At 71.3% G+C, this 21,761-nt stretch carries 24 protein-coding genes; 9 read left to right on the forward strand and 15 right to left on the reverse strand.

The genetic code is table 11. The annotated features are described in order from the left end of the window. The first annotated feature begins 157 nt into the window (after window positions 1–157). Window positions 158–580, forward strand: coding sequence for a VOC family protein (locus tag JFB92_RS23495; RefSeq protein WP_199044217.1), 423 nt, complete (start codon window positions 158–160; stop codon window positions 578–580). Window positions 581–639: 59 nt separating this feature from the next. Here JFB92_RS23495 and JFB92_RS23500 read toward each other — a convergent pair whose 3' ends face one another. After that, on the reverse strand, window positions 640–867 hold the full coding sequence (locus JFB92_RS23500) for a hypothetical protein (protein ID WP_199044218.1): 228 nt from the start codon (window positions 865–867) through the stop codon (window positions 640–642). Between the two features lie 8 nt (window positions 868–875). Beyond that, on the reverse strand, window positions 876–1,481 hold the full coding sequence (locus JFB92_RS23505; protein WP_199044223.1) for a rhomboid family intramembrane serine protease: 606 nt from the start codon (window positions 1,479–1,481) through the stop codon (window positions 876–878). A gap of 144 nt (window positions 1,482–1,625) precedes the next feature. On the opposite strand from JFB92_RS23505, the gene JFB92_RS23510 reads away from it, so the two are divergent. Next, on the forward strand, window positions 1,626–2,288 hold the full coding sequence (locus JFB92_RS23510; RefSeq protein WP_199044224.1) for an NAD(P)-dependent oxidoreductase: 663 nt from the start codon (window positions 1,626–1,628) through the stop codon (window positions 2,286–2,288). Between the two features lie 6 nt (window positions 2,289–2,294). Here JFB92_RS23510 and JFB92_RS23515 read toward each other — a convergent pair whose 3' ends face one another. The 3 genes from JFB92_RS23515 to JFB92_RS23525 form a co-directional block, all read right to left on the reverse strand. Beyond that, window positions 2,295–2,765: a MarR family winged helix-turn-helix transcriptional regulator gene (locus JFB92_RS23515; protein WP_199044226.1), complete on the reverse strand. Its 471-nt coding sequence runs from the start codon at window positions 2,763–2,765 to the stop codon at window positions 2,295–2,297. A gap of 62 nt (window positions 2,766–2,827) precedes the next feature. Beyond that, on the reverse strand, window positions 2,828–3,112 hold the full coding sequence (locus JFB92_RS23520) for a MoaD/ThiS family protein (RefSeq protein WP_199044228.1): 285 nt from the start codon (window positions 3,110–3,112) through the stop codon (window positions 2,828–2,830). Beyond that, window positions 3,112–4,254, reverse strand: a complete 1,143-nt coding sequence (locus JFB92_RS23525; RefSeq protein ID WP_199044230.1) for a WD40/YVTN/BNR-like repeat-containing protein — start codon at window positions 4,252–4,254, stop codon at window positions 3,112–3,114. Before JFB92_RS23525 ends, JFB92_RS23520 begins: the two co-directional genes overlap by 1 nt. Before the next feature lie 183 nt (window positions 4,255–4,437). Here JFB92_RS23525 and JFB92_RS23530 point away from each other — a divergent pair, with 183 nt between their 5' ends. Then, complete coding sequence (locus tag JFB92_RS23530; protein WP_199044232.1) at window positions 4,438–5,154, forward strand: HNH endonuclease family protein; 717 nt, start codon at window positions 4,438–4,440, stop codon at window positions 5,152–5,154. Between the two features lie 250 nt (window positions 5,155–5,404). Here JFB92_RS23530 and JFB92_RS23535 read toward each other — a convergent pair whose 3' ends face one another. Further along, window positions 5,405–6,139 carry a hypothetical protein gene (locus JFB92_RS23535; protein ID WP_199044234.1) on the reverse strand — a complete coding sequence of 245 codons (735 nt, stop codon included), beginning with the start codon at window positions 6,137–6,139 and terminating at the stop codon, window positions 5,405–5,407. A gap of 285 nt (window positions 6,140–6,424) precedes the next feature. After that, complete coding sequence (locus JFB92_RS23540) at window positions 6,425–7,096, reverse strand: maleylpyruvate isomerase family mycothiol-dependent enzyme (protein WP_199044235.1); 672 nt, start codon at window positions 7,094–7,096, stop codon at window positions 6,425–6,427. A 108-nt stretch (window positions 7,097–7,204) separates the two neighbouring features. Here JFB92_RS23540 and JFB92_RS23545 point away from each other — a divergent pair, with 108 nt between their 5' ends. Beyond that, window positions 7,205–7,687, forward strand: coding sequence for a tetratricopeptide repeat protein (locus JFB92_RS23545; RefSeq protein ID WP_199044236.1), 483 nt, complete (start codon window positions 7,205–7,207; stop codon window positions 7,685–7,687). Window positions 7,688–7,711: 24 nt separating this feature from the next. Here JFB92_RS23545 and JFB92_RS23550 read toward each other — a convergent pair whose 3' ends face one another. The 3 genes from JFB92_RS23550 to JFB92_RS23560 are packed head-to-tail and all read right to left on the reverse strand — an operon-like array spanning window position 7,712 to window position 9,809. After that, window positions 7,712–8,092 carry a MerR family transcriptional regulator gene (locus tag JFB92_RS23550; protein WP_199044237.1) on the reverse strand — a complete coding sequence of 127 codons (381 nt, stop codon included), beginning with the start codon at window positions 8,090–8,092 and terminating at the stop codon, window positions 7,712–7,714. Between the two features lie 40 nt (window positions 8,093–8,132). Further along, entirely contained in the window at window positions 8,133–9,353 is a 1,221-nt protein-coding gene (locus tag JFB92_RS23555) for a sulfotransferase family protein (protein WP_199044238.1), read from the reverse strand. Window positions 9,354–9,389: 36 nt separating this feature from the next. Next, entirely contained in the window at window positions 9,390–9,809 is a 420-nt protein-coding gene (locus tag JFB92_RS23560; RefSeq protein ID WP_199044239.1) for a secondary thiamine-phosphate synthase enzyme YjbQ, read from the reverse strand. An 80-nt stretch (window positions 9,810–9,889) separates the two neighbouring features. Here JFB92_RS23560 and JFB92_RS23565 point away from each other — a divergent pair, with 80 nt between their 5' ends. The 3 genes from JFB92_RS23565 to JFB92_RS23575 are packed head-to-tail and all read left to right on the forward strand — an operon-like array spanning window position 9,890 to window position 12,899. Continuing rightward, the gene (locus JFB92_RS23565) at window positions 9,890–10,867 is read left to right on the forward strand and encodes a tyrosine-type recombinase/integrase (protein WP_199044240.1); all 978 of its coding nucleotides are present in this window, start codon (window positions 9,890–9,892) and stop codon (window positions 10,865–10,867) included. 50 nt (window positions 10,868–10,917) lie between these two features. Next, window positions 10,918–12,408, forward strand: coding sequence for a DNA-3-methyladenine glycosylase 2 family protein (locus JFB92_RS23570; protein ID WP_199044242.1), 1,491 nt, complete (start codon window positions 10,918–10,920; stop codon window positions 12,406–12,408). Beyond that, window positions 12,405–12,899 (forward strand): methylated-DNA--[protein]-cysteine S-methyltransferase, encoded by a 495-nt coding sequence (locus JFB92_RS23575; RefSeq protein WP_269848052.1) that lies wholly within the window; start codon window positions 12,405–12,407, stop codon window positions 12,897–12,899. The genes JFB92_RS23570 and JFB92_RS23575 overlap by 4 nt, the downstream gene beginning before the upstream one ends. Before the next feature lie 64 nt (window positions 12,900–12,963). On the opposite strand, the gene JFB92_RS23580 is transcribed toward JFB92_RS23575, so the two are convergent. The 5 genes from JFB92_RS23580 to JFB92_RS23600 are packed head-to-tail and all read right to left on the reverse strand — an operon-like array spanning window position 12,964 to window position 18,183. Then, entirely contained in the window at window positions 12,964–13,407 is a 444-nt protein-coding gene (locus JFB92_RS23580) for a hypothetical protein (protein WP_199044244.1), read from the reverse strand. A gap of 39 nt (window positions 13,408–13,446) precedes the next feature. Then, a complete protein-coding gene (locus JFB92_RS23585; protein ID WP_199044246.1) occupies window positions 13,447–14,076 on the reverse strand; it encodes a maleylpyruvate isomerase N-terminal domain-containing protein in 630 nt (209 codons plus the stop codon). Window positions 14,077–14,104: 28 nt separating this feature from the next. Continuing rightward, a complete protein-coding gene (locus tag JFB92_RS23590; protein WP_199044248.1) occupies window positions 14,105–15,070 on the reverse strand; it encodes a VldE C-terminal domain-containing protein in 966 nt (321 codons plus the stop codon). A 31-nt stretch (window positions 15,071–15,101) separates the two neighbouring features. Continuing rightward, complete coding sequence (locus JFB92_RS23595; protein ID WP_199044250.1) at window positions 15,102–15,881, reverse strand: exodeoxyribonuclease III; 780 nt, start codon at window positions 15,879–15,881, stop codon at window positions 15,102–15,104. A 46-nt stretch (window positions 15,882–15,927) separates the two neighbouring features. Beyond that, window positions 15,928–18,183, reverse strand: a complete 2,256-nt coding sequence (locus JFB92_RS23600; RefSeq protein WP_199044252.1) for a hypothetical protein — start codon at window positions 18,181–18,183, stop codon at window positions 15,928–15,930. Between the two features lie 104 nt (window positions 18,184–18,287). Here JFB92_RS23600 and JFB92_RS23605 point away from each other — a divergent pair, with 104 nt between their 5' ends. Next, a complete protein-coding gene (locus JFB92_RS23605) occupies window positions 18,288–19,094 on the forward strand; it encodes an exodeoxyribonuclease III (RefSeq protein ID WP_199044253.1) in 807 nt (268 codons plus the stop codon). Between the two features lie 34 nt (window positions 19,095–19,128). Next, a complete protein-coding gene (locus JFB92_RS23610; RefSeq protein ID WP_372451687.1) occupies window positions 19,129–21,624 on the forward strand; it encodes a DEAD/DEAH box helicase in 2,496 nt (831 codons plus the stop codon). The last annotated feature ends 137 nt before the right edge of the window (window positions 21,625–21,761 follow it).

The following is a 21,761-nucleotide window of genomic DNA, read 5'->3' on the forward strand; positions in this document are numbered from 1 at the left end:
CACCACGTAATCAACCCTCTATCACAGCCGGGGCGATTCAGTGTTGCGGGCGCGTCGGGTCGTGTGAGGGGGCGCTTCGGCCGTTTTGGCGGTTGTTGTCGGTGGGCGCTGGCAGGATCGGCCTTGAGAAGTCGCTCAACACGCGAAGGAGTCAGCGATGGCATCGGTGCTCAATCCCTACTTGAATTTCGACGGCGATGCGCGGTCGGCGATGGAGTTCTATCGCGACGCGCTCGGCGGAGAGTTGACCGTCAGCACGTACGGGGAGATGGGGTCGGAGGGCCCCGAGAAGGACAACGTCATGCATGCTCGTCTGCAGACTGAGGACGGGTTCACGATCATGGCCGCTGATGTGCCTCCGGGCATGGAGTTCAAGCCCGGTCAGAACATCTCGATCAGTCTCTCCGGTCCGTTGGAGGACGCCGAGCGGCTCCATGGGTACTGGGAGCGGATCTCGGCTGGCGGGGAGGTGACCGTGCCGATGGAGAAGCAGATGTGGGGCGATGAGTTCGGGTCCTGTGTCGATCGGTTCGGGATCGCGTGGATGGTGGATGTGGCCACCGAGGACTCGCAGCAGTGATCGGGTGAGGTGTGTTCCGGGGGCGGTGGGCCGGTGGTCTGCCGTCCCTTTTCGGCGGTTCAGCGGCGGTGTCGGTTGCGGGGGTGGTCGCGGGCGGTGCGTTCGTTGCCGATCTTGTAGGAGCCGGTCCAGCGGGCCATGGTGTGCTGGTCGTCGCCTGATGCGATGTCGGCGAGGAATTTGGCGGCTCGTGCGCCGCGCAGGAGGGCGGCGCGGCGGCCGTGGTGGGTGATTTCGATGGTGCCGTCTTTGCGTTCGCGCCAGGCGAATCCGGTTGGATCGGGCATAGTGTCCTCTATCCGGTGGTGGGGTGGTCGGGCGCGGTCTTGGTGCGGGCCAAAAGGTAGGCGGTGGCGGCGCCGCCGGTGAAGCCGAACAGGTGGGCTTGCCAGGAGACGTGGGACTGGGTCGGGAAGATGCCCCAGACCATGGAGCCGTAGAGGAGGATCAGTGCGACGCTGATGGCGATGTCGGCCAGGCGGCGGAGGAAGATGCCGCGGCCCAGTAGGTAGCCGAAGAGGCCGAAGACGACGCCGGAGGCGCCGACGGTGACCGATCCGGTCGGTGAGATGAGCCAGACGCCGAGGCCGGAGACGGTGACGGTGGCCGCGATGGCGATCCAGAAGGCGCGCCAGTCGCGGAGCGCGGCGACGGTGCCCATGACGGCCAGGGGGATCATGTTGGCGGTCAGGTGGCCGGGGCCGACGTGGAGCAGTGGTGCGGCGATGATGCCGGGGGCGAGGCCGTCGAGGCTGCGTGGGGTGATGCCCCAGGTGGTGAGGTGGGTCGGGAGTATGGCGTCGAGGGCGACCAGGGCCCACATGGCGGCGATGAGAGTTCCCCAGAGGGTGAGGGCGCGTCGCAGCGGGTGGGTGGTGCCGGTGGCCGCCGTGTCGGTCATGGGGCTCCTTTTGGGGTGGTGGTGTCTGGTTGCGAGCTTATCGGGGTGTGGGCGGTGGTGCCAGTGTCGTGGTGGAGGCGCGACACAGCATATTTCGGTTTCCGAATGATACGCTTTTCGTATCTTCGTGGATTGGGGATCGTCATGAAACTCGCCGTCATCGCCGCTACCGGCGCGACCGGCCGCCTGGTCCTGTCCCAGGCGCTCGAGGCCGGGCACGGGGCCACCGCGGTCGTGCGGAACCCGGCCAAGCTCTCGCCCGGCGTCGAGGCGGTCAAGGTGGACCTGGCCCGGCCCGAGCCGGCCGCGCTGGAGGCGGCGGTGGCCGGGTGCGATGCGGTCGTCTCGGCGCTGGGGCCGACGTCGAAGTCCGAGCTGGGGGTCGCCGCCGGCGGGACGGCGGCGCTGATCGCGGCGATGCGGACTGGCGGGGTGCGGCGGCTGGTGGTGCTCTCGGCGGCGCCGGTCGGGACGGTGCCGACCGCTGCCCGTCCTGACAAGCCGCGGCACGAGGCCGGTGAGGGTCCTTTCATGCGGGCGGCCGTGGCCGTGGTCAAGCGGGTCCTGCGCGATCATTACGCGGACTTGGCGGCCATGGAGGACGCGGTCATGGATTCGGGGCTGGATTGGACGATCGTGAGGCCGCCGCAGTTGACCGACGGGCCGTTCACCGGCCGCTACCGGACCGCCTACGGCCGCATTCCGCGTCGGGCGCTGCGGGTCTCGCGGGCCGATCTGGCTCATTGCATGCTGGCGCAGGTCGGTGCCGAGCGGGCGGTGGGCCGGACGGTCGGGGTGGCCGCTTAGGTCCGTTCAGGCGGTCGCTTCGGTGGCGTCGCGGCCGGCTTCGGTCACGCGGGTGAGGAATTGGGAGATCGTCGCCAGTTGGTCGTCGTCGAGGTCGGCGCAGATGCGGTCGATGCGGTCGAGCATGGGCGTGAAGTGTTCGAGGATCTCGGTGGCGCGTTCGTCGTTGAAGGTGAGGTGGACGGCGCGGCGGTCGGTGGGGACGCGTTCGCGGCTGATCCAGCGGGCCTGTTCGAGGCGGTCGAGGACGCCGGTGGTGGTGGCCGGGCGCAGTCCGGCCTGTCGGGCCAGGGCGCTGGGGGTCATCGGTCCGCGCCGGCTGATCAGGTCGAGGCAGTACAGGTCGACGTCGCGCAGGTTGATGCGACCGGCGACCTGGTGGTTGAGCAGGGACAGTTGGACGGACACTTCGCGCAGTCGCAGGCTCACCTCGAATCCTCGGTCGGTGGTCGCGTCCGGTCGGTCGGTGGCGGTCATCGGTGTGCTGCTCCCCCGCTGGGTTCGTCGGCCCGGTTCAGGATAGCGGCCCGGCCGTCCGGTCAGCCTCCGGCGATGGAGGGCAGGATCTGGATCGGGTCGTCGGGGCCGACGGGGGTGGCCAGTCCTTTGAGGCGGCGGCATTCGTCGTCGCCGATGTAGACGTTGACGAATCGGCGCAGTTGTCCGGCCTCGTCGCGCAGGCGCCTCCCCAGGCGCGGGTGGCTGGTTTCGATGGCGGCCAGGACGTCGCCGAGGGTGGCCGCCTCGGGGGCGGCCACGGTGATGGTGCGTGCCCCGCCGCACTCGCTGGCCAGCGCGGCGGGGATTTTGACTTCGAGGTCCATCAGGCGGTCTCCATCGCGCGCACGCACAGCACGTCGGGCAGGTGGGCGGCGACGGTGTGCCATGTGCCGTCGGTCTCGGAGGCGGCCCAGACGTCGCCGCAGCGGGTGCCGAAGTACCAGCCGGGTTCGGTCGCGCCGTCGGTGCAGGCGCCGTCGCGCAGGACGCCGCCGAAGTAGGCTTCGGTCGGCAGGCCGGCCTGCCAGGGCCGCCAGGTCTGTCCGGCGTCGTCGCTTCTCCATGGTCCGATGTGCTTTTCGGCCGGGGTCCGTTCCATCGATTCGCTGATGGGCCAGGCCATGACGGTGCCGGCTTCGGTCGGGTGGGCGACGATGGCGAAGCCGAAGTCGGTCGGCAGGTTCTCGGAGATGTTGATCCAGCCGCCGTCGGGGCGGGTGGAGCGGTAGGCCGGGCCGTGGCTTTGGACGTAGAGGGTGCCGTCGGCGTCGCGGGTGACTTTGTGGATGCATTGGCCTGATTCGGGGGCGGCGTCGGGTTCGTAGTCGACGGTGATGCCTTTGGTGATGCCGTTCCAGGTTCGGCCGTCGTCGGCGGTCTGGTAGATCCCGCCTGAGGAGATGGCGACCGTCAGCGCCCGCGGGTCGGCCGGGTCGGGGACGATGGTGTGGACGGCCGGTCCGCCGGCGCCGGAGGCCCAGGTGGTGTGTTCGGGGTGGTCCCACAGGGCTCGGTTGAAGGTGAAGGTCTGGCCGCCGTCGTCGCTGGTCCACAGGCTGGTCGGTTCGACGCCGGCCCAGACGCGGTCGCCGGGGCCGAAGGCGATCTGCCAGATGCGTTTGACGGTGTTGGTCTGGTCGGATTCGGGTTGGTCGATGCCGGCGGTCTCGGAGAAGTCCAGGGGCCGGTAGGGCAGGTCTTGGGGGAAGGCCATGGGGGCCTTCTGGGGTTCGGACCAGGTGGCCGCGGCGTCGTCGCTGCGCCAGACGCTGGGGCCGAACCAGGTGGCGGCGCCGACGAGGATGCGGCCGGTGGCCGGGTCGGTGCCGATGGCGTAGATTTCGGCGACGGCGGTGAAGCCGTCGTCGTCGAGGATGACCGGGCCGGACAGCTGCCAGGTGCGGCGGTCGGGGCTGGTGGCGGTGAACAGGCCTTTGCGGGTGCCGATGAGGACGAGGTATGCCATGGTTCCGGGCCTCCTTGCCTGGATGGCGGATGTGGTCGTCTCCCATCCTCGCGCGCGGCTGTGACGTTTTCCAGATGTTGCCCGAATGCCCTGGTCGGGTCGGTCGGTGGGGGTGTGCTAGGTTGCGTTCGCCCCCGGTGAGCGACGATGCCTCGCCTTTCCGTGCTGTGAGGATGTGCCCCCATGTCCGTCCGTTCCCGCCTGGTCGCCCTCGCCGCGGCCGGTCTGCTGCCTTTCACCGCCGGCTGCCAGGCGCTGGAGGACCTGGCCGATGAGGATCCGACCGACGGCGCCGACGCCGGGTCCGGATCGGTCGTCTCCGATGAGTTCAGCGAGCACATGCCGTTCACCGTCACCGTCGACGCCGCTGAGTTGACCGCGCAGATCGAGGCGTTGACCGTCGCCGAGGAGGCCGGTGACGGCTACGACCGCGACCTGTTCCCGCACTGGCGGGACGCCGACGGCAACGGCTGCGACGCCCGCGACGACGTCCTGGTCTTCGAGGAACGCACCGGGGAGCTGTCGGCCGACGACTGCGACGGGGCGATGTCGGGCCAGTGGGTGTCGATGTTCGACGGCGAGACGGTCACCGAGTCCTCGGATCTGGACGTCGACCATCTGGTGCCGCTCAAGGAGGCATGGGTGTCGGGGGCCCGCGACTGGCCGACCGCCGAGCGGGAGGCCTTCGCCAACTCCCTGGACCGGCCGTGGCACCTGCTGGCGGTCACCGCCTCGACCAACCGGTCCAAGTCCGATCAGGACCCGGCCGAGTGGATGCCGCCGCTCGAAGAGGTCTGGTGCGAGTACGTGTGGGCGTGGGTGCAGGTCAAGACCGAATGGGACCTGACGGTCGACCAGGCCGAGGCCGATGCGTTGAGCGAGTACGCCGCCGCCTGCTAGTGGTCTTCTCAGGAAGTTCATCGGGTTTCGCCTGCGGTTTCAGGTGTAGAGGTCGGCGGCGAGGCCGAGGGCGTCCTGCGGGGTCGTGGTGGCGGTATCTCGGTGTCGGGGCCCTCGCTGTGGTCGACGATGCCGCCGATGCAGGCGAAGCCGCCGTCAGATCCTGACCGCGAGGGTCCGGGCGGGGAGGTCCGGGAAGCTGTCCGGGCTCGGATCGTGCTCGCCACGGGCGCGGGCAATGCTCATTCGGCTACCAGGTCCAATCGAAGCGCAGGTCGGCGCTCCAAGGGCGCGGGTAGAACTGTACGACCTTGAATGCCATGCCGATGCCCCGGGCAAGGTACTGGTCTCGCTCCAGTCTGCGTTCGATTGGGCTGCCTGGGGAACCGTTGTTGTCCCACCAGGATTCCCACTGTTTGATGCAGGTCTGTCCCTGGTAGTAGGCATTGCTGCAGCGGGCCGGTGGCGACCAGGTCTGCGTGTGGCCGAAATCGATCCGGGTGCCGGTCGACTCTTCAACGATCGTGCCCCAGGCTTTGAGGCAGTAGGCCGAGTCCGGGATCGTCCAGCGTGCGTACCGTTGAGCGCCGCCGTCAGTCGGCAGGTCCCGCATGTTCTGGCAGTTGCCGTCGCCGACCTGCTCGGTGTCGACTTCGAGGCGGTAGAAGGTGCCGTTGTCGTGCCAACCCTCCAATAGCACCCAGTCGCCGTCGTGCACGAACACCTCGGCCATTTCTGGAGGCCAGGTCTCCGGAGAACCCCAGCTGATGTGGGAACCGTCCTCGGATTGCGGGTTCCATGCCCATTGGCCGGCGGGTTGTCCATCGGCCCAGAACTGCCCGGCGCTGCGCTCGAACATCATCGAGTAGTCGGCGTAAGTCTCGGCCTGGGACACCTCGGCTTCCCCGGCGAATGAGGCGGGCACGACCACGAGTGTGCCCAAGGATACGGCCGCGACGACTGCCGGCGCGGCGAGGACTTTCAAGGATAGGCGCATACGGCAGATGCTAAGGGGTTCGAACCACCATCACTGCCAATGCGCTGAAGCGCCAGGCGATCGCAGTTCGGAACCCTGGTCTCCTGATTCGGAAGTTCGTTTCATTGGTCGGTTTTGTATGCGCAGATGCTTCAGCGGTCTTGGAAGCCCAGGACGAGTTCGGCGTGGGAGCAGTCGTTGTCCACGATCCAGTACACGTTGCCCGCGCTGGCATACGGTTCGGCGGTCATGACCTGGGCGACCATTCGTTCGAACTCGACCTCGAGAAGACCACTAGCCGAAGGCCAGCGGTGCGGCCCCGACCGCGGCCAGTCGTTCGCGCTCGGCGCCGGTGGCCTCGTCGCGGCCGGCGGCCTTGGCGATCGCGACCACCGGATCCCAACCCAGCGCCTCGAGCCTGCCGGGCCCGCCGAGCAGGAAGCCGGCGACGGCGGCCGCGGCCGGGACGGTGGTCCAGCGGGGCCGCCCGGTCGCGTCGGCCAGGTCGATGCCGTGGACGGCCACCTCGACCACGCGCGTGAGCGTGAAGTCGGCCAGGGTCATCGGGTCGCCGTGGCGGGTGGTGACCAGCCGGTCCGGTCCGGCCTGGGCGCACGCCTCGACGGTCGCCTGCCAGGTGCGGGCGAACCGGTCGGCCACGGCCGGGCCGCCGGCCCGGGCCGCTTCGGCCGCCTGGTCGACGCGCGCGGCGTCGACCTCGGGCGAGAAGCGCCGGTCGCGCGTGTAGTAACCGGCCGCGTCCACCGTCGCCTCCGGCGGCGGCGAAGCGGCGAGCATGGGGCCCAGCCGGTCCAGGGCGATGGTGACGTGGGCGGCCAGGGCCGCGGCGTCCCACGGCGCGCACCTGGTCGGGCGGGCCCAGTCGCGGTCGTCGAGTCCGGCCATGACCGCGCCCAGGCGCGCCGATTCGGCGCGCAGCGCCACCAACTCAGGGAAAGAGACCATGGCTCGTATCCTATGGGAGGGTGGGAAGGCCACCGCTGGACTGTGCGCGCCTGAGCGGTCCGGTGGGCGACTTGCCGATCCGGAGCCGCCTGACGTAGGTTCCCTGCCATGACCGACGAACACTGGCAGGCCCGCGCCGCCGCACTATGGCAGGCATTCGACTCCTATGCGCCCGAGGCGTTCGTGGCCGCGATGGAGGACCTGGCCGCCGAATGCCCGAACGACCCGGTGGCCCTGTTCGAGGTCGGCGGCGCCCACGATTCGACCGGCCGCACCGCCGAGGCGATCGGCTACTACCGGCGCGCGCTCGAGGCGGGCCTGGACGGCTCGCGCCGGCGGCAGGCGATGATCCAGATGGCCTCGTCGATGCGCGAGACCAGAGGGGCGGCCGAGGCGCTGGAGCTGCTGGAGGCCGAGGCCGAGCGCGGCTCGGACGAATACGACGACGCGATCGCGATGTGCCGGGCGCTGACGCTGGCCAAGCTGGGCCGGGACCGGGAGGGGTTGTCGGTCGCGCTGCTGGCGCTGGCCCCGCACCTGCCGCGCTACGGGCGGTCGACGGTCGCCTACGCCAAGGGCCTGGTCGAGTAGTCGGCCGCGGCTGTCAGGCCGGTTTCACCGCACCGACCGGTAGTAGTCGATCTTGCCGGTGATGTAGTCGCGTTTGGCCTCGAAGTCGGCGATGCGCGCGTCCACGGCCTTCCGGTGCTCCTCCAGCAGCACGATCCGGTCGGCGATGGTGTGGTCGCCGTCGCGCACCAGTTCGGCGAACCGGCACATCTGCTCGATGGGCATGCCGGTGTCGCGCAGGCACTTGAGGGTGCCGAGCCAATCGAGGTCGGGCTGGGAGAAGCGCCGCTGGCCGGTGGCGGTGCGGGCGACCGGGCCGATCAGGCCGACCTTCTCGTAGTAGCGCAGGGTGTCGGGGCTGAACCCGGACCGGTCGGCGCATTCGCTGATCGAGTACAGCACGGACGTGGCGTTCACAGAGGTCACGTCCACCACTGTAGCGGGCCCGGCCCGCCAGCATCGGCCGTCAGTGGCGGCGCTGGTTCAGGCCGGTCACGAATCCCAGGTAGTCGCCGAAGGCGTCCTCGACGCTGCCGTGGTCGAGGCCGTACCGCTCCAGGGAGTACTCGTGCCGGCGGCGGTCGACCGGCCGGTCCAGGGCCGCCTCCAGCCGGGCCTGGTCGCCGGGCCCCCATTCGAGGCCGAGGCGGGCGAACAGGTCGGGCACGTACGTGTCCGGGTCGGCCATGAGCCAGTGGTAGCCCAGGTCGTGGAAGCCGGTCCGGTCGAGGCGGGCGCGCTGGTCGCGGGCCGAGGCGACCCCTTCGGACAGGATCTTGAGCCACATGCGGCCGATGCCGTGCAGGTCGACCGCGGCCGGTTTGACGTGGAGGCGGTGCAGGCTCTCGGCCATCGAGCACATCGAGCCCATGACCGTGTCGGGGGCCCGGTGGGTCCACACGATGTCGGCGTCGCCGAACACTTCGATGATCGAGGCGATGTTGAACAGGTTCCCCGGGTGCTTGAGGACCCACCGGGCCTCGGGCCGGCCCCAGGAAAGGACCTGGAGGGCCTCTTTGAGGAACCGGTAGTCGTCGGCGAAGTCGTGCCCGGCCAGGAACTCCAGGTAGTGCCACATCGGCGCGACCGAGCAGTGCAGGTGGGTGTGGTCTTTGAGGAAGTAGTCCTCTTCTTCGCCGTCGGCCTCGACCGGGTGGATGATGTCCCAGTCGGGGCTGATGGTCAACGTCATGTCCAGGCGTTTCTGGGTCTGGCGGATCTGGCGGCGCTCGGTGGCCTCGTCGACCGGCCCGCCGAGGTTGTACATCTCCCACAGTTTCGGGCCCCGGCAGCCGTCGGTGCGGGCGAGGATCTTGTGGGTCAGGGTCGTGGCCGTCCGCGGCAGGCCGACCACGAAGACGGGCCGTTCGACCGTCTCGTTCTCGATCTCGGGGTGGGCGGCTTTGAGGGCGCGGACGCGGTAGCGGTTCTCGATGCGGGCGGCCACCAGGTCCTGGGCGCTGCGCCACCCGACCCCGGACAGGCCCTCGAGTTCGGCGAAGCAGCCCAGGAGGGTGCGCAGGCCCTCCAGGGCCGACAGGTCCGCTTCGTTCAGGGTCGGTTCGCCGTGGTGGGACCGGATTCTGGCGTGCATGCGCTCGAAGACGCGGTCGGGGTCGGATCTGGTGCGCAGTCCGGGGGCGAGCAGGGCGTTGATCAGGTGCAGGCGGGTGGTGGTGCGTCGCATGGACACGGGCTCCTAGCAGGACGAGGTGCGGGCTGCTCAGCTCAGGAAGGACAGGCGGACGGTGCGGTCGGGGTTGTCGCCGTTGGTGTCGACCAGGCACAGCGACTGCCAGGTGCCCAGGGCCGGCCGGCCGGCGACGACCGGGACGGTCGCGTGCGGGGCGACGATGCCGGGCAGGACGTGGTCGGCTCCGTGCCCGGTCGAGCCGTGCCGGTGCCGCCACCGGTCGTCGCGGGGCAGGAGCCGCTCGAGCGCGTCGATGAGGTCCTCGTCGCTCCCGGCGCCGGTCTCGATGACGGCGACCCCGGCCGTGGCGTGGGGTACGAACACGTTCAGCAGTCCCTCGCGGGCGCCGGCCGAGGCCAGGAAGTCCTCGACCTGGCCGGTCAGGTCGACCACGCGCGGCCGTCGCCCGGTGGTCACCTGGAGGGTCTGGGTGCGGAAGTGGTCTGCCATGAGTGTCGATCCTGCCATGTCCGGCCGCGCCGCGTCCGCCAGAGCCCGATCTGTCGGGCCGTGCGGCTATGGTGGGGGCCATGACTTCTGGTGAGCTGGCGGTATCGGGCTGGGAACCGGTCCCGCCCGAGCGCGGGGCCGGCACCGACCCGTACCGGGTCTATCTGGACTCGCTGGGGTCGGCCGAGTCGCGGCGGACCATGCGCGGGTGCCTGGACCGGATCGCCCAGCTGCTGTCGGGCGACGAGGCGGCGACCGGCGCCGGGCAGCCGTGGCACCTGCTGCGCTACGAGCACACCTCGCGGCTGCGGGCGGCCATGCTCGACGCCGGGTGGTCCGGCTCCTATGTCAACAAGCACCTGGCGGCGCTGCGGCGGGTCCTCAAGGAGGCCTGGCGGCTCGACCAGATGGCCGCCGAGGACTACCAGCGGGCCTGCGACATCGCTCCGGTCAAGGCCCAGCGGCTCCCGGTCGGCTCCCAGGTCGACGCCGAGGCGCTCGGCGGGGCCCTGTACGCCTGCGACATCGACCCGGGCCCGGCCGGGGCCCGCGACGCGGCGGTCCTGGCCACGCTTTATTCGACCGGGTGCCGCCGCAGCGAGATCGCCTCGATGCGGCTGGTCGACTACGACCGGACCGAGCGGTCGATCCGCATCGTCGGCAAGGGCAACAAGGAGCGGCAGGTGTACCTGACCGAGGCCGCCGCCGAGCGGCTGGACCGGTGGCTGGCGGTGCGCGGGACGGCCTCGGGGGCCCTGTTCTGCCCGATCAACAAGGCCGGGCGGCTGCGCCTGGACGGCAACCGGCCGGCGCGGCTGACCGGGCAGGCCATCGCCGACCTGCTGGCCAAGCGGCTGGTCGAGGCCGGGCAGCGCCGGCACACCCCGCACGACTTCCGCCGCACGTTCATCGGGGAGCTGCTCGACGCCGGGGTCGACCTGGCCATCACCCAGTCCCTGGTCGGGCACGCCTCCCCGGCCACGACCGCCCGCTACGACCGGCGCCCGGCACGCCGGTCCCGCGAGGCGGTCGACCGGCTGCACCTGCCCGAAGCGTGATGTCGAATTCTGGCTAGCTTCTGTCGGGGGCGGCGGGCACGCTAGAGGACATGGAATTCGACACCGACCGCCTGACCGCGGCCGTGGCCGGCCGCGACGCCCGCTTCGACGGCTGGGTGTACCTGGCGGTCACCTCCACCGGCATCTACTGCCGGCCCTCATGCCCGGCGGTCAAACCCAGACCCGAGCACATGCGGTTCTACGCCTCGGCCGCCGCGGCCCAAGAGGCCGGGTACCGCGCGTGCAAACGCTGCCGCCCCGACGCGGCCCCCGGCTCCCCCGAGTGGGACTACCGGACCGACGTCACCGCCCGGGCGATGCGCCTGATCGGCGAGGGCGTGGTCGACCGCGACGGCGCCGCCGCCCTGGCCGGCCGGCTCGGCTACTCGCTGCGGCAACTCGAGCGGCTCCTGACCGCCGAGGTCGGGGCCGGACCGGCCGCGCTGGCCCGCGCCCAGCGGGCCCAGACCGCCCGCACCCTCATCGAGGGCACCGACCTGCCGATGGGGCAGGTCGCCTTCGCGGCCGGGTTCACCTCGATCCGGGCGTTCAACCGGGTCGTCGCCGAGGTCTACGCCTCCTCCCCCACCCAGCTGCGGCAACGCGCGGCCGGCCGCCGCGGCGCACCCGAGGGCGGGGTCATCGCGCTGCGCCTTGCCTACCGGGAGCCGTTCGAGCCGTCGAACCTGTTCGGCCACCTGGCGGCCGCGGCCGCACCCGGGATCGAGGAGTGGCGCGGCGGGGCCTACCGGCGCACGCTGCGGCTGCCGCACGGGCCCGGGATCGCCGCGCTGCGCCCGGCCGGAGGCTACATCGAGTGCCGGCTGCGGCTGGCCGACGTGCGCGACCTGACCGCCGCCGTCGCCCGCTGCAGGAGAGCGCTCGACCTCGACGCCGACCCGCACGCCCCGGCCGAGACACTCGGCCGCGACCCGGTCCTGGGGCCGCTGGTGAAGAAGACCCCCGGCCGGAGGGTGCCGCGCAAGGCCGACAACGAGGAGTACGCGCTGCGGGCCGTGATCGGCCAGCAGGTCTCGACCGCCGCGGCGGCCACGATCGCCGCCGGATTGGCCGAACGCTACGGCCGGCCCGTGACCGACCCCGAAGGCGGGCTGCGGTACCTGTTCCCGGCCCCGGCCGACCTGGCCGGAGCCGATCCGGCCGACCTGCCGATGCCGGCCGCCCGCAAACGCACCCTGACCGGCCTGGCCGCCGCCCTCGCCGCCGGCGAGGTCGACATCGGGCCCGGCGCCGACTGGCAGACCGCCCGGGCCCGACTGGCGGGCCTGCCCGGGATCGGTCCGTGGACGGTCGAGATGATCGCCATGCGCGCCCTGGGCGACCCGGACGCCTTCCCGGTCGCCGACCTGGGCGTGATCCGCGGCGCCACCGAGCTCGGCCTGCCCACCGGCCGGGCCCTGACCGGCCTGGCCGAGGCGTGGCGCCCGTGGCGGGCCTACGCCGTCCAATACCTGTGGGCATCGCAAGAGCACCCGACGAACCACCTGCCCGCAGACGATGAGAAGGAGACCCTGCGATGAGCACCGACGCCAAGCACCTGAAGATGGAATCGCCGGTCGGGCCGATCGCCGTCAGCGCGGTCGAGGCCGGACTGACCTATGTGCACCTGGGAGCCGACGAAGTCGACCGCGCCTGGGGGCCCGAAGCGGCCACACCCGTCCTCGAATCGGCCATCGAGCAGCTGGAGGCGTACTTCGCCGGTTCTCTGCACCGGTTCGACCTGCCTTTGGCCCCCGAAGGCACCGACTTCCAGCGGCGGGTCTGGCGGGCGCTGACCGAGATCCCCTACGGCGAGACCGTCTCGTACACGTGGGTGGCCAACCGGATCGGGTCCCCGGCGGCCGTGCGCGCGGTCGGGGCGGCCAACGGGTCCAACCCGGTGGCGATCGTCGTCCCCTGCCACCGGGTGATCGGCGCGAACGGGGCCCTGACCGGCTACGCCGGCGGCATCTGGCGCAAAGAGCGCCTCCTGGCGCTCGAACGCGGCGAACAGGCCCTCTTCGCCGCGTAGGCGGTGTTCAAGAACCCCTGACGGCCGCTATCCGGCCGATTTGCCGGGGGTCCTTGAACACCGCCTAGAGCAGCGTGATATCGAGGTCGACGGTGACGGTGTCGCCTTCGACGATGAACACGGCGGCGTAGCAGACCTCCAGGGTGCACCCGGCCGGGATCATCCCGGCCGGGTTCCCGGCCGGAGTCGTGCCCGAGGGCAGTGGCGCGTCCATGTCGTTGCCGGAGATGAAGTCCCCGAAATCGTCGGCCGGCACGGCCACCGAGACTTCGCCCCGCGACCCGGCGGTGGGGGTGTGCATCTCGGACAGGTCGGCCTCGACGACCTCGGTCGAGTCCGGATAGTGCAGGTGGGTGGCCGCGGCGACCGTGTCCAGGCTCGGGGCCGCCGAGCCCTGCAACGCCCAGCCGACCGCCCAGACCGCGCCGATCAGCCCGGCGAACGCGCACAGCAGCCAGATCGCGGCGATGACCGCGCGGCGGCGGCCGATCGGTGGAGGCGAAACCATCCCCGCGACCCTACACGAGCGGCCCTCGCGTCCGGGTCGTCAGAGGGCGGTGATGTCGCCCCCGGCCCGCTCGGATCGGGACAGGGCCCGCACCAGCGCCGCCTGCCCGTGCCGGCCCGCCGACAGCCGCGTCAGCACCCAGGCGGCGGTGTCGAACACTTCGGCGTCGAACACCGGCATCGGCGACCCGACCGAGCAGGCCAGGTCGTCGCTGTGGACGACGAACTCCAGGATGCGGGTGACCAGGAAGTCGTCCAGGCTCGTCGCGTACGCCCAGTACGGGTTCCCGCTGGTCTCGTCACCGTCGCGGCCCGGCAGGGCGGCCTCGACCGCGGCCAGGGCCCGCCGGGTATCGGCCACCAGCGCCGCCGGCCCGGCCTCGGCCGCCGCCTGCCCGCCCTCGCGCACCCGCGTGTTGATCTCATTGCCCAGATCGGCTCCGCGCCAAGCGGCCCGCTCGAAATGCTCGAACAGGCCGATGCGCTCCTTGCCGGCGAAGTCGCCGTCCAGCGCCTCCCGCGTCGAGTGGACCTGCGCGGCGATGTGCCCGGCCAGGCCCCCGACGGTGAACCCCTCCAGCGCCGACTCCCGCTCCCAGGCAGCGGCGACCGGGTCCGATTCGACCAGGTCCAACGCCGTGGCCGCGGCCGATACGTACCGGCTCCTCATATTCGATGCCACGGTGACCCCCAGCGGTTCAGTTCATGGACACGTGCACGTGATTGGTGTGGTCGCCGGCCGGAGTGCCGTCGGCCCCCGAATACGACCGCCACCCCGACGACGGCGACCAGAACTGCCGGTACCAGATCACGTAGTACACCCCGAGCGAGTCGGCGTTGTTGACATACCACGACGCCAACTGGTCGCCGTACTCCTTGTCGGCGCCGGTCGCGGCCGTGTTCTGGAAACCCGAGGCGTTGGCCGACCAGTCGCAGGCCCGCCCCAGCGGGTGCTCGCCCGACCCGCCCGACCGGTAGCAGGACACATAGTTGCCGAACCCGGCGTCCTTGGTCTCGTAATACATGTGGAGCGTCCGCGGCGTCAGACACCCGTCGGTGGTCGGGTCGTCCTCAGTGCACCCCGAACCGGAACCGCCGAAACCGTCGGCCCCCGGAGCGCCGCCGTCACCGGAGGGCCCGGCCGCCTGCTCGGCCCGCAGCTCGTCCAACTCGTCCTCCAGGTCGGCCTCGGCGTCCTCGGCGTCCTCGAGGGCCGCCTCGGCCTCGGCCACCTCGTCGGCGTGGGCCTCCTCCTGCGCCTCCAGCTCCGCCAGCAGCCCCTCGGCCTCGGTCACCAGAGCGGCCCGCTCGTCGGCCAGATACCCGGTGAAGCCCATCGCGTCGACCATCTGGTCGGGGCTGTCGGCCGCCAGCAGCGCGGCGGTGGCCCGCAGGTCCCCCTCGGTGTGGAGGTAGACGGCGTACTCGTTGAGCGCGGTCGACAGATCAGCGAGGTCGGCCTCGGTCTGCTCGATCTGCTCGGCCAGCTCGTCGGCCCGTTCCTGGGCGGTCTCGACGCGCTCCTCGGCCTCGGCGACGGCGGCGATGGCCTCTTCAAGGTCGGCTTCGAGCGTGGTCTCGTCGGGGTCGGCGTGGGCGCCGGTGGCCGGCACGGCCGCGGCCAGCACGGCCGCACACGCTATGGGGAGGATTCTGCGGCGCACTTGGCGGTCGCTCCTTGTTCGGGGTCAGCGGTTACAGGTCGAGGTCGACCACGAGGGGAGCGTGGTCGGAGGCGCCTTTGCCTTTGCGTTCGTTGCGGTCGACGTAGGCGTCGGTGACGGTATCGCGGCAGGCGGCGTTGGCCAGCGCCAGGTCGATGCGCATGCCGCGGTTCTTGGGGAAGTCGAGGTTCCGGTAATCCCAGAACGTGAACGGCCAATCGTATTTGAGGGCGCGGGGGAAGACATCGCTCAGACCGGTCGCCTCCACCGCGGCCAGGGCCTTGCGTTCGGCCTCGGTGACGTGCGTGGTGCCGGGCCATTCGGCGCGGTCCCACAGGTCCTCATCAGTCGGGCAGACGTTGAAATCACCCATCACGCACGCCGGTTCACTCCCGGCCGCGGCCGGCGCGGCCGCATCGGCCAGGGCCGACAGCCACGCGAGCTTGTACGGATAGTGGTCGTGGGTCACATCCCGCCCGTTGGGGACGTACACCGACCACACCCGCAGCGGCCCGCAGGTCGCCGCGATCGCCCTGGCCTCGGTGCGGCCGTCGAACTCCGGCTGGCCGGCCAGACCCCGCTCCACCTGGTCGATGCCGGCCTTCGAGAGGATGGCCACGCCGTTCCAGCGGCCGTCGCCGTTGGCCGCGACCTCGTACCCGGCCTGCTCGAGCCGCTCGGTCGGGACCGCGTCGGTGGCGCACTTGATCTCCTGGAGGCACACCACGTCGGGTGCGGCCGTCTCCAGCCAGGCCAACAGCCGCTCGAGTCGAGCGTTGAGCGAATTGATGTTCCAGGTCGCCACGCGCATGACGCTCACGATACCCCCACCGCTCCGCCAGAGCGCCGGGACCGGATCAGGGTGCGGCCTGGCCCGCGCGCACCGCCGCTCCCGGCGAGCGCGCCGGCTCGGCCACCGGGCCGACGGCGACGGCGAACAGGCCGAACCCCAGACTGATGGCGAACGCCGGCAGGGCCGTCCCCGAGTCGTTGACGCTGAAACCGATGACCGCCACCGCCAGCAGCCCGACCGCCGCCGCCTGGTGGCGGCGGGTCGCGATCGGGCCCCGCCGCCGCCAGATCCACACCAGAGCGACCGCCGCCGCCACGATCAGATACGTCAGGGGCCCGCCGATCGTCCCCAGCGCCGAGGCGGCCTTGCGGGCCAGGACCTCACCGGCGTCGCCGGAGATGACCGTCCCGACGAACCGCCCCAGGTGGGTCTGGTCGGACTCGGGCCGCAGATAGTCGATGAAGCCGGCCGCCGCCAGCACCCCGGCCGCGATCGCCCCGGCCGCGGCCACCGCCCCGATCGACAGCCTCCGACCCCACAGCAGCAGACACGTCAGCACCAGCGCCGCGACCAACGTCAGCGTGCCGCCGACATTGCGGCCCAGCACCGGCGCCCCGACCACGGCCACCGCCGCCAGGCCCACCGCGACCGGCCCGAAGTACAGCCCGCGCCCCCGCCACGGCGTCAGCGTGATGATCAGGATGACCGCCGCGGCGAACACGGCGAACGCATAGTTGCTCAACCCCGAGAAACGCGCCCCGACCGACGCGGTGTACCCCATGGGGGTGTGCAGGGGCCACATGGTGCCGGCGATCTGATCGAACGCGATCAACCCCGCGGCGATCCCCGACACCAGCAGCGCCCGCCGCCGCCCCTCCCGCAGACCCGGCAGATACGACAACGCCGTCACCAAAGCGACCCCGGCGGCGATGAACGCCCAGAACGCCACCGGCGGCGACTCGGCCCGCCACCACGGCGGCATCCCCGCCGCGATCCCGGCCACCGGAATCACCGAGACGGCCACGCACACGCCCGCCGCCGTCCGCCGCCACCGGTCGGGCCCGGTCACCAGCCACGCCGCCGCCGCCGCACCGACCGCCCCGGCCGCGGCCAAGAACACATAGAACGACCAGCCGACCTCGGAGACGGCCGCCGAAGCGGCGGTCACGTCGACCCCGCGCTCCACGGCGGACTCGGCGGTGTGCTCGTCGTCGGCCTCGATGCCGATAGGCCGCCCGGACATGGCCGCCGGAACGTCGGCGCCGACCACGTCGAGCACGGTCGGGGCCAGGTCGACCAGCTGGATATAGCCGTCGCGGCCGGTCGTCGCCGACCTCAGATCGCCCGGTTCGACACCGCTGCCGCTGTAGATGACCGGGTGGAGACCCGAAGGGGCGGCCGCGTCGGCGATGCCGGCCACCAGCAGCCGCCACCGGTCCGGCAGCGCCTCGGCCACCGTCGCGACCGCGCGGTCGGCCGCCTCGGCCGCGCCCTGCCGGGTCGGGTCGGGCGCCTCGCCCTCGACCTGGTCGGCGGGCACGTCGGTGTCGGTCTGCCCGAGCGCGTCGTAGTCGGTCGTCGCCTCACCCTGGTCGGGCTCGGACGGCTCGCCGACGACCAGGCCGGGGTCGACGATGACCACGTCGCAGGCGGCCATGGCCTCCGGCAGCGAATCCAGGTCCGGCCCCCAGAAGTCGATCCCGCCCTCGGGGTCGGCCGCGGCCAAGGCCGCGCCGGGGCCGATCGCCGACACGCACAGCCCCGCTTCGACCGGCTCTGCCGGCTCGCCTTCGGCCTCCGCCTCCGCGGCGGCCTCGGCCTGGTCGGCCTCGTAGCCCTCGATCGCCTCGGCCAGCGCCCCCAGGCGGGCCCCGTAGTTGTAGCCGACGTTGGCCTCTTGCAGATCCGGCCACCACGGCAGCGCCGCGGCGTCGGACTCCGATACCGGCTCGGGGATCGCCGACTGGGCCTGGCAGTGGGCCTCGCGGGCGGCCAGCCCGCCGGCGCGAGCCCCCGCCCCCAGGCTCACCCACCCGGCCTCGGGGCAGGTCCAGGCGCCGATGGTGCGCACACTCATCGCACCCGTGGCGCCGTCCCCGGCCAGATCCCACAGGGTCGGCGTGTCGGCCGGATCGATGTCGGACCAGGACAGGCCGGGCACGCCGACCACGACGATCCCCTCGGCCTCCTGCTCGGCCTCGCCGGTCTCCTCCGATTGGGCGCGGGCCGGCCCGGCCGCGGCCAGCACCGCGACCAGGGCCGCTGCCGCCGTCGTCAGCGCCCGGGCCCACGCCCCGCCTGTCCGTGCCGATCCAGTCATGCCCCGTAGTCTATTGGCTCGGCGCACCGCCCGCCCCGGCCCGGCGGCACCGGGTGCGCCTCACCTCGCCGCCGACCGGCCCCGAAGGCGCTAATGTGGGGTCCGTGTTCACCATCGTCACCGTCAACGTCAACGGCATCCGCGCCGCCGCCAGGAAGGGCATCGTCGACTACCTGGCCGCCTCCAGCGCCGATGTGATACTGCTGCAAGAGGTCCGGGCCACCACCGAACAGGTCCCGGCCGCGGTCACCGACGTCCCCGGCTGGCACTGGCTGCTGGCGCCGGCGCTCAACCACGGCGCCAAGGGCCGCGCCGGCGTGGCCGTCCTCACCCGCGACCGGCCCGAGGCCGAACGCGTCGGATTCGGCTCGGAGTCCTTCGACGACACCGGCCGCTACGCCGAAGTCGACCTGCCCGGCATCACCATCGGCAGCCTCTACCTGCCCTCCGGCGAGACCGACACGCCCCGCCAGGTCGAAAAAGAGCAGTTCATGGACGAGTTCGCGACCTACCTGGCCGACAAGGCCGCCGCCTGCGAACGCGAAGGCCGCGACTTCGTCGTCGGCGGCGACTGGAACATCGCCCACGCCGAAGCCGACCTGAAGAACTGGCGCGGCAACAAGAAGACCGCCGGATTCCTGCCGAACGAACGCGCCTGGCTGACCGAACTGTACGAGTCCGGACGGTTCGTCGACGTCGTCCGCGCCCTCCACCCCGACGTCGAAGGACCCTACTCGTGGTGGTCCTACCGGGGCCGGGCATTCGACAACGACGCCGGCTGGCGCATCGACCTCCAGGTCGCGACCCCCGGACTGGCCGCCAAGGCCGCCAAAGCCTGGGTCGACCGGGCACCGGCCCACGACCAGCGCTGGTCCGACCACGCCCCGGTCGCCGTCACCTACGACCGGTGACCCGCCTGGCGGGCCCGCGCCCGGCCAGGCACCATTGACTGCTGTGAGCCTGATCGACTACCTGCCCGGCACCGACCGACCCGACGCCGACGACATCTACACCGCCTTCACCGCCTGGGCCTCCGACGCCGGCATCGACCTCTACGAACACCAGGAAGAAGCCCTGCTGGCCATCTGCTCGGGCGCCAACGCCATCGTCAGCACCCCCACCGGGTCGGGCAAGTCGCTCATCGCCGCCGCCGCCCACTTCAACGCCCTCGCCGGCCAGCGCACCAGCTTCTACACCGCCCCCATCAAAGCCCTCGTGTCCGAGAAGTTCTTCGAACTGTGCGACCAGTTCGGCACCGAGAACGTCGGCATGCTCACCGGCGACGCCGCGGTCAACCCCGACGCCCCCCTCATCTGCTGCACCGCCGAGATCCTCGCCAACCTCGCCCTCCGCGAAGGCGCCGACCTCGACTGCGACTCGGTCGTGGCCGACGAATTCCACTTCTACGCCGAACCCGACCGCGGCTGGGCCTGGCAGGTGCCCCTGCTCGAACTCGGGCGCGCCCAGTTCACCCTCATGTCGGCCACCCTCGGCGACACCGGCTTCTTCGAGACCGACCTGACCCGCCGCACCGGCCGCGAAACCGCCCTGATCACCGGCGCGACCCGCCCGGTCCCCCTCGAATACGAATACCGCAAGACCCCGCTGCACGAAACGGTCGAAAACCTCGCCAATCACGACCGCGCCCCGGCCTACATCGTCCACTTCACCCAAGCGGCCGCCCTCGAGACCGCCCAGGCCCTGGCCAGCCTCAAACTCATCGACAAGGACGCCAAGACCGCCATCGGCGCCGCCCTCGGCGGCTTCCGCTTCACCACCAAGTTCGGCAAGACCCTCGCCCGCCTGGTCCGATCCGGCATCGGCGTCCACCACGCCGGCATGCTCCCCAAATACCGCCGCCTGGTCGAACGCCTCGCCCAACAGGGCCTGCTCAAGATCATCTGCGGCACCGACACCCTCGGCGTCGGCATCAACGTCCCCATCCGCACCGTCGTCTTCACCGGCCTGACCAAATACGACGGCCGCCGCACCCGCCGCCTGCGCGCCCGCGAATTCCACCAGATCGCCGGACGCGCCGGCCGCGCCGGATTCGACACCCGCGGCTACGTCGTCTGCCAAGCCCCCGAACACGTCATCGAGAACGAGAAAGCCCTCGCCAAATTCGGCAACGACCCCAAAAAACGCAAGAAGATGGCCAAGAAGAAACCCCCCGAAGGGTTCGTCGGCTGGTCCGAAGACACCTTCGCCGCCCTCCAAGAAGCCGAACCCGAACCGCTGACCTCCCGCATGCGCATGACCCACGCCATGCTCATCAACCTCCTCGCCCGCGGCGGCGACGCCTTCGCCCACACCCGCGCCCTCATCGAAGACTCCCACGCCGACCGCCCCACCCAGCTGCGCATGGCCCGCACCGCCCTGACCATCGCCCGCACCCTCCGCGACGCCGGCATCATCGCCATCGACGACGCAGGCGTCAAACTCACCGTCGACCTGCCCGACCACTTCGCCCTCAACCAGCCCCTCGCCCCCTTCGCCCTGGCCGCACTCGAACTGCTCGACCCCGAATCCGACACCTACCCGATGGACATCGTCTCCATCATCGAAGCCACCCTCGAAGGCCCCGGCCAGATCCTGGCCGCCCAACGCAACAAAGCCAAAGGCGAAGCGGTCGCCGCCATGAAAGCCGACGGCCTCGACTACTACGACCGCATGAACCGACTCGACGACGACGAAGTCGACTACCCCAAACCTCTGGCCGACCTCCTCGGCGAGGCATTCGAGGCCTACCGCCTCAGCCACCCGTGGGCCGCCGACTACCAGCTCGAACCCAAATCGATCCTCCGCGAGATCTGGGAAGGCCACATGACCTTCGGCGAGTACATCTCCACCTACGCCCTCCCCCGCTCCGAAGGACTGCTGCTGCGCTACCTCTCCAGCGCCTACAAGGCCCTCACCCAGACCCTCCCCGAACACGCCGGCGGCGACGAACTCGACGACCTCACCGCCTGGCTCGGCGAGACCATCCGCCAGACCGACTCCTCCCTGATCAACGAATGGGAAGCCCTGACCAACCCCGCCGAAGACGACGACCAGATCGACATCGGCCGCCCCGCCACGGCCTTCACCGCCAACGAACGCGCCTTCGCCATCGCCGTCCGCAACGCCGCCTGGCGCCACGTCGAACTGGCCGCCACCGACCAGGTGGCCGCCCTGGCGGGCCTGGAGTCCGGCTGGAGCGAAACGAAGTGGGACACCGCCCTCGAACGCTACTTCGACGCCCACGACGACATGGGCACCACCACCGCCTCCCGGTCCGACGCCTTCCTCGACATCGCCAAGAACGGCCGCACCTGGACCGTCCGCCAGGTCATCGACGACCCCGCAGGCGACCGCGACTGGGCCATGACCTTCACCGTCGACCTCGACGCCAGCGACGAGACCGGCGCGGTCGCCATGACCATCGACGACTTCACCGACTAGCGGAATGCGGGCCCTGGGTGGCCCTGGCCTCAACAGCGACGGCGACAGGGAGGAGGATCCCGGGCTGTCGTGCCCGGCCTCCGGTTGCTCGGTGTCCGGTGTCGTTTCGCTGCGGGACTGTTGTAGCGGGGGCCCGC

The organism is Glycomyces salinus (assembly GCF_016428645.1).
Classification (GTDB): domain Bacteria; phylum Actinomycetota; class Actinomycetes; order Mycobacteriales; family Micromonosporaceae; genus Glycomyces; species Glycomyces salinus.

Coding starts and splice junctions, on each gene's coding strand:
- JFB92_RS23495 (WP_199044217.1), top strand. CDS start 158: ATGGCATCGGTGCTCAATCCCTACTTGAATTTCGACGGCGATGCGCGG.
- JFB92_RS23500 (WP_199044218.1), bottom strand. CDS start 867: ATGCCCGATCCAACCGGATTCGCCTGGCGCGAACGCAAAGACGGCACC.
- JFB92_RS23505 (WP_199044223.1), bottom strand. CDS start 1,481: ATGACCGACACGGCGGCCACCGGCACCACCCACCCGCTGCGACGCGCC.
- JFB92_RS23510 (WP_199044224.1), top strand. CDS start 1,626: ATGAAACTCGCCGTCATCGCCGCTACCGGCGCGACCGGCCGCCTGGTC.
- JFB92_RS23515 (WP_199044226.1), bottom strand. CDS start 2,765: ATGACCGCCACCGACCGACCGGACGCGACCACCGACCGAGGATTCGAG.
- JFB92_RS23520 (WP_199044228.1), bottom strand. CDS start 3,112: ATGGACCTCGAAGTCAAAATCCCCGCCGCGCTGGCCAGCGAGTGCGGC.
- JFB92_RS23525 (WP_199044230.1), bottom strand. CDS start 4,254: ATGGCATACCTCGTCCTCATCGGCACCCGCAAAGGCCTGTTCACCGCC.
- JFB92_RS23530 (WP_199044232.1), top strand. CDS start 4,438: ATGTCCGTCCGTTCCCGCCTGGTCGCCCTCGCCGCGGCCGGTCTGCTG.
- JFB92_RS23540 (WP_199044235.1), bottom strand. CDS start 7,096: ATGGTCTCTTTCCCTGAGTTGGTGGCGCTGCGCGCCGAATCGGCGCGC.
- JFB92_RS23545 (WP_199044236.1), top strand. CDS start 7,205: ATGACCGACGAACACTGGCAGGCCCGCGCCGCCGCACTATGGCAGGCA.
- JFB92_RS23555 (WP_199044238.1), bottom strand. CDS start 9,353: ATGCGACGCACCACCACCCGCCTGCACCTGATCAACGCCCTGCTCGCC.
- JFB92_RS23560 (WP_199044239.1), bottom strand. CDS start 9,809: ATGGCAGACCACTTCCGCACCCAGACCCTCCAGGTGACCACCGGGCGA.
- JFB92_RS23565 (WP_199044240.1), top strand. CDS start 9,890: ATGACTTCTGGTGAGCTGGCGGTATCGGGCTGGGAACCGGTCCCGCCC.
- JFB92_RS23570 (WP_199044242.1), top strand. CDS start 10,918: ATGGAATTCGACACCGACCGCCTGACCGCGGCCGTGGCCGGCCGCGAC.
- JFB92_RS23575 (WP_269848052.1), top strand. CDS start 12,405: ATGAGCACCGACGCCAAGCACCTGAAGATGGAATCGCCGGTCGGGCCG.
- JFB92_RS23580 (WP_199044244.1), bottom strand. CDS start 13,407: ATGGTTTCGCCTCCACCGATCGGCCGCCGCCGCGCGGTCATCGCCGCG.
- JFB92_RS23585 (WP_199044246.1), bottom strand. CDS start 14,076: ATGAGGAGCCGGTACGTATCGGCCGCGGCCACGGCGTTGGACCTGGTC.
- JFB92_RS23595 (WP_199044250.1), bottom strand. CDS start 15,881: ATGCGCGTGGCGACCTGGAACATCAATTCGCTCAACGCTCGACTCGAG.
- JFB92_RS23600 (WP_199044252.1), bottom strand. CDS start 18,183: ATGACTGGATCGGCACGGACAGGCGGGGCGTGGGCCCGGGCGCTGACG.